The 15,381-nt window shown below is 33.7% G+C and carries 15 protein-coding genes; 5 read left to right on the top strand and 10 right to left on the bottom strand.

The window, feature by feature from the left end; translation table 11 throughout:
- Positions 1-11 precede the first annotated feature (11 nt).
- The 3 genes from QMD61_06790 to QMD61_06780 are packed head-to-tail and all read right to left on the bottom strand — an operon-like array spanning position 12 to position 2,509.
- Positions 12-1,136: a 3-dehydroquinate synthase II gene (locus tag QMD61_06790; protein ID MDI6724338.1), complete on the bottom strand. Its 1,125-nt coding sequence runs from the start codon at positions 1,134-1,136 to the stop codon at positions 12-14.
- A 30-nt stretch (positions 1,137-1,166) separates the two neighbouring features.
- On the bottom strand, positions 1,167-1,967 hold the full coding sequence (locus tag QMD61_06785; protein ID MDI6724337.1) for a 2-amino-3,7-dideoxy-D-threo-hept-6-ulosonate synthase: 801 nt from the start codon (positions 1,965-1,967) through the stop codon (positions 1,167-1,169).
- An 11-nt stretch (positions 1,968-1,978) separates the two neighbouring features.
- Positions 1,979-2,509, bottom strand: a complete 531-nt coding sequence (locus QMD61_06780) for a class I SAM-dependent methyltransferase (protein MDI6724336.1) — start codon at positions 2,507-2,509, stop codon at positions 1,979-1,981.
- A gap of 283 nt (positions 2,510-2,792) precedes the next feature.
- Between QMD61_06780 and QMD61_06775 the strand changes: the two genes are divergently transcribed.
- A complete protein-coding gene (locus QMD61_06775; protein ID MDI6724335.1) occupies positions 2,793-3,011 on the top strand; it encodes a PRC-barrel domain-containing protein in 219 nt (72 codons plus the stop codon).
- A 14-nt stretch (positions 3,012-3,025) separates the two neighbouring features.
- Here the strand turns inward: QMD61_06775 and QMD61_06770 are convergent, their stop codons facing one another.
- From QMD61_06770 to hisD, 4 genes are all read right to left on the bottom strand, one after another.
- A complete protein-coding gene (locus tag QMD61_06770; GenBank protein ID MDI6724334.1) occupies positions 3,026-4,273 on the bottom strand; it encodes an NAD(P)/FAD-dependent oxidoreductase in 1,248 nt (415 codons plus the stop codon).
- Between the two features lie 295 nt (positions 4,274-4,568).
- Complete coding sequence (locus QMD61_06765) at positions 4,569-4,697, bottom strand: hypothetical protein (GenBank protein ID MDI6724333.1); 129 nt, start codon at positions 4,695-4,697, stop codon at positions 4,569-4,571.
- A gap of 713 nt (positions 4,698-5,410) precedes the next feature.
- Positions 5,411-6,730 (bottom strand): aspartate--tRNA(Asn) ligase, encoded by a 1,320-nt coding sequence (gene aspS, locus QMD61_06760; GenBank protein ID MDI6724332.1) that lies wholly within the window; start codon positions 6,728-6,730, stop codon positions 5,411-5,413.
- Positions 6,731-6,769: 39 nt separating this feature from the next.
- A complete protein-coding gene (gene hisD, locus QMD61_06755) occupies positions 6,770-8,047 on the bottom strand; it encodes a histidinol dehydrogenase (GenBank protein MDI6724331.1) in 1,278 nt (425 codons plus the stop codon).
- A gap of 281 nt (positions 8,048-8,328) precedes the next feature.
- Here hisD and QMD61_06750 point away from each other — a divergent pair, with 281 nt between their 5' ends.
- Positions 8,329-8,667 carry a UPF0058 family protein gene (locus QMD61_06750; protein MDI6724330.1) on the top strand — a complete coding sequence of 113 codons (339 nt, stop codon included), beginning with the start codon at positions 8,329-8,331 and terminating at the stop codon, positions 8,665-8,667.
- A gap of 68 nt (positions 8,668-8,735) precedes the next feature.
- The gene (locus QMD61_06745; GenBank protein MDI6724329.1) at positions 8,736-10,127 is read left to right on the top strand and encodes a 2,3-diphosphoglycerate synthetase; all 1,392 of its coding nucleotides are present in this window, start codon (positions 8,736-8,738) and stop codon (positions 10,125-10,127) included.
- Between the two features lie 17 nt (positions 10,128-10,144).
- On the opposite strand, the gene rpiA is transcribed toward QMD61_06745, so the two are convergent.
- The 3 genes from rpiA to QMD61_06730 form a co-directional block, all read right to left on the bottom strand.
- Entirely contained in the window at positions 10,145-10,816 is a 672-nt protein-coding gene (gene rpiA, locus QMD61_06740) for a ribose-5-phosphate isomerase RpiA (protein ID MDI6724328.1), read from the bottom strand.
- Positions 10,817-10,852: 36 nt separating this feature from the next.
- Positions 10,853-11,281 carry a UPF0179 family protein gene (locus QMD61_06735; GenBank protein ID MDI6724327.1) on the bottom strand — a complete coding sequence of 143 codons (429 nt, stop codon included), beginning with the start codon at positions 11,279-11,281 and terminating at the stop codon, positions 10,853-10,855.
- Between the two features lie 194 nt (positions 11,282-11,475).
- Positions 11,476-12,519, bottom strand: a complete 1,044-nt coding sequence (locus QMD61_06730) for an NAD(P)-dependent glycerol-1-phosphate dehydrogenase (protein ID MDI6724326.1) — start codon at positions 12,517-12,519, stop codon at positions 11,476-11,478.
- 742 nt (positions 12,520-13,261) lie between these two features.
- Here QMD61_06730 and proS point away from each other — a divergent pair.
- Both proS and QMD61_06720 read left to right on the top strand, forming a co-directional pair.
- Positions 13,262-14,671: a proline--tRNA ligase gene (gene proS / locus QMD61_06725; protein ID MDI6724325.1), complete on the top strand. Its 1,410-nt coding sequence runs from the start codon at positions 13,262-13,264 to the stop codon at positions 14,669-14,671.
- A gap of 22 nt (positions 14,672-14,693) precedes the next feature.
- Positions 14,694-15,368: a hypothetical protein gene (locus QMD61_06720; protein ID MDI6724324.1), complete on the top strand. Its 675-nt coding sequence runs from the start codon at positions 14,694-14,696 to the stop codon at positions 15,366-15,368.
- Positions 15,369-15,381 lie beyond the last annotated feature (13 nt).

Raw genomic sequence — 15,381 nt, 5'->3', positions numbered from 1 at the left:
AAAATAAATAGTTATTTTTCAATGATACTTTCTTCAATGGACATTCCAAAGTGTCTTGCACCTTTATCCAGATAAATCATGACTTTATCACCGGTTTTAATGTCTGCAACTGAAATAGGGATGCCATCCTCCTTAACAAGTCTTATTGTTTCGGCATTTTGAAGTAAAGTTTTGATTTTTACACCTTCATATTCTGCTTCAATAAGCATTAAAGGCCTTTTTTCAATCTTTACCCTCCCTACGACTGCGATTTTTGTGTTTCCTTCCTTGTCTACAGTTAAAACTTCATCTCCAGTTTCAATTTCAGAAAGGTATTTGGTTTTATTATTTGGGGTCATTACATATGCATGGACCGGTCCAGCATTCACTCTGAAAGGTCTTGAGGCAACATATTCACTTTCAAGGGATTCGCTGTGTACAAGAAAGAGACCTTTGGAGTAGGATCCTATGAGCATTCCTTCACCTACATGCATCATTGAAGCTGTGTCTATACAGACCCGATCACCTGATCCAACTGGCTTGATTTCGGTCACGGTTGCAGGTACAAGATCATAACTTTCGGACTCTATTTTTTCAATTAATGCAGCAACTTTTTTAATTTGATTAATATCAGAAGTATAAAGAAGTATACCATCAGTGCCGTGTTCCAGTGTTTCAAGGGCAAGTTTTGATTCCTCATAATCCGGAACAGCAGCCACAAGTTTAACATCTTCCTTCTGCAGGTCTGCTATGATATTTTCCAGTGGAATTATCTTCCAGTCACTTCCTACAAGGATCACATAGTCAGCAACTCTTCCAATTTCTCTTGCCAGTTCTTCATGTTTTTTGCTTGTAATTTCAATATAGTAAGCTACTATTTTTCCTTTTCTTTTAAATCCATTTACAGCAGCTAAATCTTTTGATTCGGATAGGTCAAAGGGGATCTTCAGTGTTCCGTCCCCTTCACCATTTCTACCCACAAGTATCATATCTGATTCATCAGAGTCAGAGACTATTTTAATATTGCCCAGTTTCATTATTTCATGAACATTTTCAAAATCCACAACTGTGTCTATTCCTGATTCCAGTGCTGTAGTGATTATTCCCTTTTTTGCATCCCAATTAGTGCCTTCTGCCATGATCCATGCAAATTTCATAGTTATGACCTTCTATTAAAAAATTTATCATTATTTCTTATCTTCAATTATTTTTAACGCTTCTTTAACTTCCATATTGTTATGAACGATTTCTGCAATTGCCCTGGTGGTTTTTCTTGGTGATTCAGCCTGGAAGACATTTCTTCCAATTGCTACACCTGCTCCGCCAACATTTACGGCATTTTTAACCATGGTTAGCAGTTCTTCATTTGTTTCAACTTTAGGCCCACCGGCAATAACAACAGGAACTGGACATCCATTTACAACTTCGCTGAATGTATCAGGGTCTCCAGTATAATTTGTTTTTATTATATCTGCTCCCAATTCAGCTCCAGCCCTTGCTGCGAGTTTCACGACATCTACATCATGTTCATCGCCGATTTTTTCGCCTCTTGGGTACATCATCGCAATCAGGGGCATTCCCCATTCATCGCAGATTTCTGATGTCAGTCCAAGTGTTTCAAGCATCTCGGGTTCCATTTCTGATCCAACGTTCACATGAACTGATACAGCGTCTGCACCAATTTTTATAGCTTTATCTACTGTTGTAACCAGTACTTTATGATCTGGGTCCGGACCTAATGACGTACTGGCTGATAAATGAATAATAAGACCTATATCTCTTCCATATCCTCTATGTCCGGTTCCAACCATTCCTTTATGCATTATAACTGCATTTGCTCCCCCACTTGCCACTTCATCAATTGTTTCGGACATATTTTCTATACCTGCTACCGGCCCTACAGATACACCATGATCCATAGGCACTATAACGGTTCTACCTGTCTTTCTATTTATTATTCTTTCAATTCTAATCTTTTTACCAATCATTAGATACCCTCCTACTTAATCTTAGATGACCAGAGCGTGAATTCTTTCAATCTAGGTGGAACACCAGCTCCACCTGATGATTCTAACCATCCTCCTTCAGATTTTATTGTTTCTACTGTTGAAGTAGAATGTATAAAGTCAAGAATACCTCTATTTCTTATTATGGTTTGGCGAGGTTTTAAAGTTGATGACCATATGAAAAATACCTTAAAAGTTGTATCTGGATGATAGCCACCACCAAGATCAACAGATAAAACATCACAGGTTTTTATCTTTTTTATGACACATTCCAAGGTTTCATGAAGCCTTGCGTCAGCTTTTATGAATTCGATATTCTTATATTTATCCATCAATTTTTGCATATGTTCTGTAGATTCAGGGCTGTTATCTATAGATATTATCTTACCATCTGGTGCTAATTCAGAGATTATTTTTGTGGAATTACCAATATGGCATCCAAGTTCAACTACAGTATCCTCTGGTTTAATCATATTTTTCAATGATTCCCTGTAAATCTTAATATCGTAAACTACTTTTATCATATTAAATTCCTTTGTTAAAATTACTTTTATTTCATAAATGCTTAAAATTTTGTATATGAATATTTTAAAGTTTTATATATTTAAATTAGACTAAAATAGTTAGAATCAATGTATATTATTTTTAGATAAACATTACAAAGAATTATGTATAAAATCAGCCTTTTTAAAATATTTATTATAGAATAAGTTCATTAATTAAATTTAAATATCATTAAAGACCTATATAGAACAGTAGATTATTTATTGATATGATTAACTGTTATTAATAAAAAGAGGAGTTTAAATGAAAACATCAGAATTAATGGGAAAGAAAGTAATTGATAAAAACGCTTTTGAAATAGGAAAAGTGAATGATATTGAATTAGATACAGAAGAATGGCAGGTTACAGGCATATTTATATCATCAGGAATATTAGGATCTGATACAAGAGTGCCAGTTGAAGACGTTGCTAAAGTAGGAGATTTTGTAATTTTAAAAGTAGAAATGAAGACTGTAAAATAAGATATTTTCCTGAATCACTTTAAACTTTTTGCAGCAGATTCTCCTGCAAGATAACCTGTTGAAAACGCTTCCTGTAGATTATATCCACCACTTGGAGCGCAAAAATCAATTATTTCGCCAGCAAAATACAACCCATTTACTATTTTTGATTCCATAGTTTGAGGATCTATTTCATTCTTTGAAACCCCTCCACATGTAACCATTGCTTTTTCAATAGATAAATAACCATTTACAGTTAAAGGAAACGCTTTCAATAAATCTATAATTAAATTTCGCTCTTTTCTATTAACCTGATTAACCTTTTTCTTTGAATTAATTCCTAATAATTCTATAAATATTGGAATCATTCGATTAGGAATAAAGAGTTTCATAAAATTCTTAAATTCAGTTTTACTCCTGTTTTCAATTTCATTTATCAGTTTTTCCTCAAGTTCATTATTTTTCATCTGAGGATACAGATCGATGAAAAGGTCAATATTTTTGTTATTTTCAAGAACAGTAACAATCTGATTACTCAAATCAAGAACTAAAGGCCCTGAAATACCAAAATGTGTAAAAATCAGATTCCCAATGTCTGAAACTATTTTCTTCTTTCCATATCTGAAAGTAAGGCGTACATCTTCAAGGGTAATTCCCTGTAAATCTTTAACCCATTCTTCACTGGTTTTTAATGGAACTAAACCTGGTTTTAAAGGTGTGATCTTATGGCCCAGTTTTTCAGCAATGTTAAACCCATCGCCTGTAGAACCCGTTGCTGTATAAGAAATGCCTCCAGTAGCCAGAATGACTTTTTTAGTGGCCATATAATTATCATTCCCTAAATTAAGACTGAAATAATCCTTTTTCTTTCTAATACCAGTTAATCGAGTGTTATAGTTTCTCTCGACTTTATTTTCAGATAAATATTCTTTTAATACTTTTATAACCGATCTTGACTTATCAGAAATTGGAAAAACTCTCCCATGGTTCTCTTTCTTGAATTTCAAACCTTTAGACTCAAAGAATGACATAAGTCTTCTATTGGAAAATGCAGCGAATGCTGATCTAAAAAAAGCTCCTTTTTTCCCAAATTTATCTATAAAAGTGTTTAATGATGCAATATTTGTGATATTACACCGGCTGCTTCCTGTAATTTTAAGTTTCTTACCCAGTGTATCATTTTTTTCTATTAACATCACTTCTTTACCAATCTGTCCTGCTCGAATTGCTGCCATCATTCCTGCCGGGCCTGTACCGACTACTACTATGTCATAAAGTTTCATAAAATCTTTCCAATTAGTTAAAATTAGTTAAAAAAGTTTATTATTGACTATTTAAATAAATAGAACTTAACATAATTTTAATTAGTTTAGACTTTATTGATAATCCTTAATAAATTTACCTTGACTAATTGATTCCTCTTCTATTATATCTTGATCTTCTTCTGGCATGTAAAATAGCCCAACAGATAGCTAAAATCATATGATGTTAAAATCAAGTGAAAGAACACTGAAACTATAGTATCTACAAAATTAAGATTAACAAAGCTGGAAATATAAGTTAAAATATTTCCTGTAATTATATTAAAACAGCAACTATGAGTGCTAAATACAGTTTTATTAGATTAAACCATTCTATAAGTGAGATTTCTTCAATTATTTCATGGATTTTAAATGCTGATATAAATTTCCCTTCATAATATGCCATATTTGCTATAGCCACTAAAAATATTGTAACTAATTACAATCACATAAACAATAAATGGAATAATAAAAGCGAAAGACTAAAGACATTAAATAAAAGCATAATAAGATTCAAAATAATTGAAGATCACTGATATGAAAGGGTTAATAAGTAACAAATGGGTTAAATACGTCGTTTTCAAAGGAATTGTCATATATACTGATATTAAAATAAGTATAACCGGTAACGAATAAACTATAAATGCTATGAATACTTTAATGCCCTCAACACCCATATTTAACCAATCGTTAAAGTCTGGAAGTTCAACTTTACCATTCAATGATGATTTTACTATTCTAAACATATATATCCATTTACTAAAAAACCAATTATGAATCCGATACTTGCTAAAATCCATATTATAATTGTTTATTACACCCATGGATCCTAAAAAAACAGGTCAAACCCATTAATAACAATAATAATTCCTAAAATCTAAAATTTTATTCCAATCAGAAAGCGGATATCTTATAGCGTCTTTAATTATTTCCATTGTGTTCATAATATGCACCTTTTTCTTTAATTTGGACGCCTATCATGAATATAGTATTACTTCTATATAAATCAGAGTATCTAAACAAAAAGAAATGTTTAAGTTAATATTAATAATAGAAAATTAAAAAAAAACAATTTTAATGGGTTTAAAAATAAAAAAAGATTTTAGAAGTATTTTTTAGTTAAGGTGTAAGCCTTCTTCTATCCCTTGGGAATAAAACAGTTTCCCTTACGTTGTTTACACCCGCCATACACATAGTAAATCTTTCAGCACCTAATCCCCAACCTGCATGCGGCGGCATTCCGTATTCAAACGCTGCAAGGTACCTTTCAAACGATGCAGGATTTAAGCCCTGTTTTTTAATCCTTTCTACCAGAAGATCGTGTTTGTGCACCCTTTGAGCTCCAGAGGATATTTCAAGGTCTTTGTACATCAGGTCAAATGCACAGCTTTTTTCTGGTGTTTTAGGGTCCGGCATTACATAGAATGGTTTAATATCTGTTGGCCAGCCTGTTATAAAGTAATATCCATCCATGGTTTCTCCCATTGCCTTTTCAGCTGCTCTTGAGAGATCTTCACCATGTTTCATGTTTACTCCTTTAGAATTTACAATATCTACAACATCATCATAATCTATTCTCTCAAATGGAATTTTTGGAATATCTAAATCTACACCTAATATTTCTAATTCATCGAAACAGTGTTCAACTACATCTCCAATGGCAGTATGTACAACTGCCTCCAGTATATGCATTACATCCTCCTGATCACAGAATGATGCTTCTAAATCAATAGATATTGCTTCATTTAAGTGTCTGAGTGTATCGTGCTCTTCTGCTCTAAAAATTGGTGCAATTTCAAATACTTTATCAAAACCTGTGGCCATCATCATCTGTTTGTAGAGTTGAGGGCTTTGACCAAGGAAAGCTTCCCTTTCAAAGTAAGTGATTGGGAAAAGTTCAGTTCCACCCTCGGTTGCTGATGCAACCAGTTTGGGAGTGTTTATTTCTATGAATTCTCCCTTTTCCAGGAAATTTCTTACAGAGTGAAGCATTCGGCTTTTTATCTTGAATATTGCACTTGAAGTTGGTCTTCTAAGGTCTATGTATCTTGAATCCAATCTTGTGTCAATTTCTGCCCTTACTTTATCTGTTGTATCCAGCGGGAGCGGTAATTTAGATTCATTGAGTAATCTTATTTCATTTGGAATGATTTCATAGCCGCCCGGCGCTTTTGCAGATTCCTGTATAATTCCTTTAACTGCTATAACTGATTCTTTTCTTAATTTTCTAATTTCTTCAAGTAATTCCTTTGAAATCTTTTTACTTGGGGCTGTTATCTGGATAGTTCCATCCCTATCCCTTAAAAGGACAAATATGATTCCTCCAAGGTCCCTTATTTCATGGATCCAGCCCATAACTGTAATTTCTTCACCACTCATTTCAGGGTCTATTCTCTTTGAGTAATGAGTTCTTCTCCAATTTCCTAATGAATCTGTCAATTTATTCACCTCTAAGACAATAAATTTTATTTATAAAACTCAATCCTTTGATATTCTCTTTTTAAATGATTCTGCATGGGCATAAAGCCCTTCATATTCAGCAAGAGTCACAACAATATCTTTTAAATTCTCAATTCCATCTTCAGAAAGCCTTTGTACTGTTGGCTTCTTAATAAATGATTCTGTTGATAATCCAGAATACATTCTGGCATTTTTTGAAGTTGGTAGAACGTGATTTGTTCCTGAACCGTAATCTCCTGCTGCAACAGGCGTTAATTCACCTAAAAATATTGAACCTGCGTTTTTAATGTCTTTTAAAACTTCTTCAGGGTCTTCTGTCATGATGATTAAGTGCTCTGGAGCATATTCATTTGAAAATTCCACAGCATCATCGAGAGAATCAGCAATTATTATTTTACCGTATTTTTCAAGGGATTCTTCTATTATTTTACTCCTTTGCATATATTTAATTTTTCCTAATATTTCATCATTTACTTTTTGAGCAAGGTCACTTGATGTTGTGACAAGCACTGAAGCCGCATCTGGATCGTGTTCTGCCTGCGCCATCATATCATAAGCAATGAATTCTACATTAGCTGATTCATCTGCAATTATAAGAACTTCTGAAGGTCCTGCAGGAAAATCTATATCCACATCACCGTAAACAAGCTTTTTTGCTGCAGTAACAAATATATTTCCAGGACCAACAATTTTATCAACTTTGGGGATGCTTTCAGTTCCGTAGGCCATAGCAGCAATTGCCTGGGCGCCTCCAACCTTGTAAATCTCATTTGCACCTGCAATATCTGCTGCAGCAAGTACAACATCATTAACGCTACCGTCGGGCATGGGGGGCGTACAGCAGATTATTTTACTAACTCCTGCAATTTTAGCAGGTAAAATGGTCATTAGTACTGATGATGGATAGACTGCTCTACCTCCTGGGATATAGCATCCCACCTTTTCAATGGGTCTGATTATCTGTCCTGCTGTAATTCCTTTATCAACTTCATCAAACCATTCTTCTGGGATTTGCGCCTGGTGAAACTTTTTAATATTCTCTGAAGCCTTCTTCAATGATTCTAAAACATTGTTTTCAACATTTTCATGGCTTTTAGCTATTTCATCTCTGCTTACTTTCAGTTCATGGAGTTTAACATTATCAAATTTTTCGGTGTATGATTTTAGTGAGTTATCTCCATTTTTTTTAACATTGTGCACTATGTCACTTACCAAGTTCATTATATTTTCAGCATCAATTATTGAACGTTCTAAAAGTCTTTTTTTATCCGTTTCTCCAAGCATTACTATCTCCATCTTATCACAAACTTACTTGTTGAACTAAATTTAAATATTTACTGTAAAATTAAGATTTTAGTTAATAATATTAAACAATTATTAAAAATATATCTTGTATTGTTCATTTAAGTCATCAAAAAGTATATCCCTAACCAATATTAAATATATTAGTTGGCAAAGGAGTCATTTAAATATAAATGCTCATCAATTTTATTGATTTTTGATGTTGCGTTAAGGACACAAGATATAAATAATATGTCAATAAACTTCAAATTGACAAATGGAGGGGCTAGGTAAATATGTATAAAGATGAGCTTATACAACTACATCAGTTTTTAGTGTATGTTTTAAAATATTTAGAAGATGGATACGAAGTTAAAGACGAATGTGAGGAATATTTCCGCCTTAATATTAGCCCGCATCATATCCACCGGACAAAGGCCGAACACAAATATGCTATTTTTGTTTTATCAAGTTCCATATCGGAAGTACTTGCAAGGAAAAATAATGGAGCTCCACCAACAAACGTGGTCAACGGCTTATCAGAACTTGCTAAGCGTTCTAAAAAGGAATTAATCCGGCTACATGAGGACAATACTTTAAAATACCAAAAGAATTCGAACATAGAAATTATATAAACTTTCAATATTATATCGAACTTCCCAAATTGGATATAAAATGATTTTAAGCTTAAGTAGGTGTCTTTATGGCTAATTTACGTAAAATGATATGTTTGGTTGATGGTGAACATTATTTACCAGTTACAAAGTCGGCTCTGGACATGCTTGACAGTTTAGAGCATAATGATATCGTTGCAGTTGTTTTTATTGGTGGAACAGAAAAATTAAGAGATTCCTCTGAGGAGGGTATTTCTGAAAAATTAGAAAGACCTGTTCATTTTGGTGAAGATCATCACAAAATACCCTATAAACTCATTGATGAAATGATTGAAAAATATGATGCTGACGTTATGATGGATTTAAGTGATGAACCAATTGTTGATTATTCAAAACGTTTTAAAATTGCAACCATTGCCCTTGAAAATGGGATTCCATATGAAGGGCCTGATTTTAGATTTGAACCTCTTTCAGAACATGATATACTAAAAAAACCATCGCTTAAAATACTTGGTACTGGTAAAAGAATAGGTAAAACAGCCGTTTCTGCATTTGCTGCAAGATTAATCCATAACAGAGAATACAACCCCTGTATTGTGGCCATGGGGAGAGGTGGTCCTGAAAAACCCGAAATAGTCCGTGGAGACCAGATAGAGATTACCCCTCAGTATTTAATGGAGCAGTCCGATAAAGGAGTTCATGCAGCATCTGACCACTGGGAAGATGCCTTGATGAGCCGTATTCTAACAATAGGATGTCGTAGATGCGGAGGAGGACTTGCAGGTGATGTATTTATAACCAATATGAAAAGAGGAGCGCAGTTAGCAAACGATGTTGACGCTGATTTTATAATTATGGAAGGTAGCGGTGCAGCTATTCCTCCCATTAAAACAGATAAACATATCGTACTTGTAGGGGCCAATCAGCCCACCATCAATATACAGAATTTCTTCGGTCCTTACAGAGTTAAATTAGCTGATCTTGTAATATTAACCATGTGTGAAGAGCCAATGGCAAGTAAAGAAAAAGTAAAAGAGCTATTAAAGTTTATTAAGGAAATTAATCCCCAAGCTGAAGTTATACCCACCGTTTTCAGGCCGAAACCATTAGATAGTGTTGAAAATAAAAATATTCTCTTTGCTACAACTGCACCAGATTCTATAAAAGAAGTTCTTGTAAATCATCTTGAAGAAAATTACGGTTGTAAAGTGATTGGTACAACTCCACACCTTTCAAATAGACCATTACTTCAAAAAGATATTGAAAAATATATAGACAATGTAGATATTATGCTTACAGAGCTTAAAGCCGCTGCAGTTGACGTTGCTACTAAAGATGCCCTTGAAGCAGGTCTGGAAGTTGTATACTGCGATAACATACCAACGGTTTGCAGTGAAATTAAAGGTGGAGATCAGGTTTTAAAGGACGCCATAATAAAAGTTGTTGACGATGCAATAGAGAGTTTTAACTTTTCTAAATAATGAAAATTATAAAAAAATTATTTTTTTAATGTTTTTAAACCTTCAGAAGTTCCTACAAGAACTTCATCAACAATTCCTGCAAATATTCCATTTTCAACAACTCCAGGAATTGCATTAAGCTCTTTTTCTAAATAAGCAGGTTTTTCGATGGTGTCAAATTTAACATCGATAACGAAATTTCCATTATCAGTTATAACCGGGCCATCTTTTTTTTCAGCCATTCGCAGGGTGGGTATCCCTCCAATCTCGTTAACATGGTTGCTTACAGTTCTGCGAGCCTCTGGAATTACTTCAAGTGGAACTGGAAATTTTCCAAGTTTTTCAACAATTTTTGAGCCATCCACAATTACAATAAATCTATCTGCAGCTGAATCTACAATCTTCTCTATTGTATGGGCAGCTCCACCACCTTTAATCAAATTAAGATTATTATCAACTTCATCAGCCCCATCAACTGCAATATCTATATCATTTTCTTCAAGGGTTGTGATTGAAATTCCAGAATCCTTGGCTAACAGGAAGGATTGATAGGAAGTGGGAATCCCTAATATTTTTATATTTTCTTCCCTAACCCGTTGACCAAGTTTTTCTATAAAAAAATGAGTTGTAGATCCAGTTCCAAGCCCAACTACATCTCCATCTTTAACTAATTCTGCAGCAGCATATCCTACACTCTTTTTAAATTCCATAAATAGACCTCATTACTTAACCTAAATACATAAAAATTATTTTAAGAGCACTAATTTAAGATTTAACCCATTAATACATTTGTTAGGTGATTTTCCTAAAGTTTTAACTATTTTACATTTATCTCCTTCAAATAAACCTTCAGGAAAACAAAGATCTCTCATTGTGCATTCTTTATTACAATCAGGAGGTTCAAACAATATCATAGATCCTTCAAATGCTTTTTTTGAGTTAACAAGCGCTTCTATTTCTGCTCTTTCAACTTCAACAACTTTAACTTTCCCACCTTCATGAATGGGACATGGATGTTCTGTATCTTTTACATCCTGTATGATATACACTCTACCTTTTTCAAGGGGATCAATACAGGTATTTTTAAATCTACACTCTTTACAGTCTGCAGCTGGCCCATAATGGACGAATTTAAGCCCTTTTTCTGCAAGATTCTTTCCAATAAGAGTTATCATTTTTAATCCCCTTTAAATTGTGTTTTTTCAAATACATTAAGTCAATTCTAAATATTATCCTTATTCTTCAATTTTATTTATCTAACTATAAATCATTTTTTATTTTAAATAGTTTTATGAAGTTTTAAGATTTCAGATATATTATTTTTTAAATTCAATTGTTTAAAAAAATTAAAATATATTTTATGAATTAATTAAATAACCCCAGTTACAGATGCAAGTTGTTCAGCGGCCTCTCTTGTAAGGCCCCTGTCCCCTAAGATTGTATATCTCTCTTTTCTAATAGTATGGGCCATTGTTAAAGCTTCAATAATATATTCTGGTTTCATATTTAACTGGGATGCTGTGGTGGGTGCCTTTAATGTTTTTAGTGCATTCCTGATAAATTTCCAATCTCCGCCATGTAGGTACATCATCATTATAGTACCAACACCACATTGTTCGCCATGTAAGGCAGGTTTAGGCGCGATAATGTCTAAAGCATGGCTGAATTTGTGTTCAGAACCACTTGCAGGCCTGCTTGTCCCAGCAATACTTATAGCCATTCCACTGCTTATGAGTCCTTTAACGATTGCTGCTGAACTCTCAACAAGACCCTCCTTAATAGCGTCAACAGATTCTAATGTCATTTTAGCTGTCATAAGAGAAAGTGCGGCTGCTGAATCACTATAATATTCATTTAAAAGTCTATAGGCTAATTTCCAATCTAATATTGCTGTATAATTAGATATTATATCTCCAAACCCCGCAGCAAGAAGTTTGAAGGGTGCTTTACTTATAATTTCTGTATCTGCAATTACCCCAATAGGTGCCTGAGCCTCAAGAGAAACTGAACCTTTTTCATTTCTGATGGATGCTCTTGGCGAGGCAATTCCATCGTGGGATGCGGCGGTGGGAACGCTTATAAACTGAAGGCCTTTTCTGGTGGATGCAAGTTTTGCAGAGTCAATTACCTTTCCTCCGCCAACCCCTAAAATTACTGATACATCATCTGCGATGCTCTGGATTTCCTGAACAGCTTCTTCAGAAGCCCTATCAATAACCAGAGTTTCAACTGAAAAGTCTTCATTTTGAAGACTTTCTATAGCTTTCTCTCCCCCGATTTTAAGAGTGTTGGGTCCACTTACAACTAAAACTTTGCCTTTAAACATGAGATCCCTGCAGATGGAACCTGTATTTTCAATTATTCCCGCTCCAGTATGGATTTCACGAGGTAATTGAATTTTTCTAAAATCCATTCTATCGTCCTTTTTATACTGATAAATTATAATTTTATTGCATTTTATACTAAAAGTCATTGACTGTCTTTGAATCCAATACTCATTATGTTGTTAGAGCATTTAACAGTACATATCCTACATTAATATTGTTTATTTACAATCTTATTGTCCTAACCCATCAGATATCTTTTTCTATTAATGAATGAAAAATATTAAAAAACTATATAAGGTAATATTGAAAAATATTCAAAGAACAGATATTGATTATCTTTTTTATAAATGAATATTATTTATAATTGCTACCTCATGGTAGCGCTAATCAGGTTAATGGATGTTCTTAAGAATATCCCTACTTGTTACAATAAATTGATAGGAGTGAATAAAATGGCAAAAGTTAAAGGAACTAACGTTAGAACAAGACCAAAAAGACATTACAAAAAGGCTGGAAGTAAAAGAGGAAGAGGAGTTAAACACAACTAATTTAACTCATTAATAATGCCTTTTTTCATTAAAATTTTATTCATTTTTATAAATGAATTTGGAAATAAATCATATTTTTTTCCCTGTCCTTTAAAGCCAGGTGAAATATGGACAATTCTATTTTACTTTTTATTTTAGTCTTGTTTTAGAACCTATAAACCATTTTTAATATGTATACTTAATCTTAAATAATTAAACCAACAACTATCTACATATATTAGTTATAGAACAAATTTAATTTCACAATATACTTTTTATTATTGATTAACCAGGTGAATAAATGACAGATTTCAGCGAATGGTTCCATAATATCTTAGAAGAAGCCGAAATAATAGATATCAGATATCCTGTTAAGGGAATGCATGTCTGGCAGCCCCAGGGATTTAAAATACGAAAACATGCCTTGGACATTTTAAGAAAACTACTGGACAAAACTCATGAAGAAGTTCTCTTCCCTTTATTAATCCCGGAAGATGAACTTGCAAAGGAAGCAATTCATGTTAAAGGTTTTGAAGAAGAAGTTTACTGGGTAACGCACGGAGGGTTAACAGAATTAAATAAAAAACTGGCTCTCAGACCTACAAGTGAAACTGCAATGTATCCCATGTTTGCACTTTGGGTAAGAAACCACAGCGATCTTCCATTCAGATTTTATCAAATAGTAAACACATTCAGATACGAAACAAAACATACAAGGCCGCTGATCAGGGTTAGAGAAATTACCACATTTAAAGAAGCTCACACTGTCCATGCTACCTGCGAGGAATGCGAAGAACAGGTCGAAAAAGCAGTGCAAATATACAGCGAGTTCTTTGACACCCTTGGAATTCCTTATACCATTACCAAAAGGCCACAATGGGACAAGTTTCCTGGTGCAGAATACACCATGGCTTTTGATACAATACTCCCTGATGGTAAAACTCTTCAGATTGGAACTGTACATAATTTGGGGCAGACATTTGCAAAGACATTTGATATAACCTATGAAACTGCCGAAGGAGAGCATGAATATGTTTATCAGACATGTTACGGAGTTTCAGACAGAGTTATAGCTTCAATAATCGGAATTCATGGAGATGAAAAGGGTTTATGTTTACCTCCAGCGGTTGCACCCTATCAAATTGTCATTGTACCTATAATCTTTAAAAAAGGTGCAGAAAAAGTTTTAGAATTCTGTAGAAACATGGCAGATAGCCTTAAAAGTGCTGGTTTAAGAGTTCATTTAGATGATAGGGATTTGAGGGCTGGTAAAAAATTCTATGAATATGAAATGAGAGGAGTACCTTTAAGAATGGAAATCGGCCCTCGAGACATTGAAAATAAAAATGCAGTGATTTTTAGAAGGGATAAACTTGAAAAAGAAGTTATTTCCATTGAATCTGAAACATTCATTGAAGAAGTAAATTCAATCTTAAATGATATTGGTAAAAACATGAAAGATAAAGCATGGGAATCATTCAATGCACATATAAGATCTGCTGAAACAGTAGAAGAAGCTAAAAAAGAAATAAAAGAAAATAAAGGTATTGTATCCTTTAACTGGTGCGGCGATGAAGCATGCGGTAAACAAATAGAAGAAAAAGTCCATGTAGACATCCTCGGAATTCAGGAAGAAAATTTAATTGGCTGTAAGTGCATCAACTGTGGAAAACCAGCTGAATGCAAAACATTAATTGCAAAAACATATTAATTTGCAATGCGTGGGGAAATAAATGAATATCAGAGTCGTAGGTATTGTTTCCATAGTAATTCTATTTGCATTAACCTCTGGATACATGAGTTATTCCATATCCAATGGAGAAGACTTAAAAGAAGTATACAACAGAGAAAATATCCAAGTAATACAGAAAACAACCGCAGGAACCGTTCCACACGAAGTTACTGTAAAAAATAATGGAAATAATACCATTACAGTTAAAAAGGGAGAGATACTCGCAAGTAGCATATCACAGAATATGGTAATTGCAGAAAACAAAAATATAGAACCAAAAGCAGATGAAACTGTAAAAGCATACTGTCTAGAACCTTCAAGGAGAGCAAAAGCAGGAACTAAATTATTACCAGTAAATACCACCTATGATACTGTAACTCAAGTAATCAGTGCATCTGATCCAGATAGTGCCATGAATACTCAGCTCCAGATATGGATAATAATGTCAGGAGGTAATTTAAACCCTTATACCGGCGAACCAGTTGCAATTGTAGAAAAACAGAATCTTAAATGGAGCCAGTTCCGTCAAAACATATCAGATGCTAAGAGTGAAGTTATGAGCACATTCAATGTGAATGAAAGTGAAATAGGCACTTTAAAAGAAAAAGACATATATGCTGGGCAGACATGGATTGATAATATCTATGATTATATAAAAAGTTCTCTGGGAATATAAAGACATAGTATGT

It is taken from the genome of Methanobacterium sp., assembly GCA_030017655.1.
GTDB lineage: Archaea > Methanobacteriota > Methanobacteria > Methanobacteriales > Methanobacteriaceae > Methanobacterium_D.
Note: the sequence above shows the minus strand (reverse complement) of the source record. Positions and strands in the feature narration are given on the sequence as shown.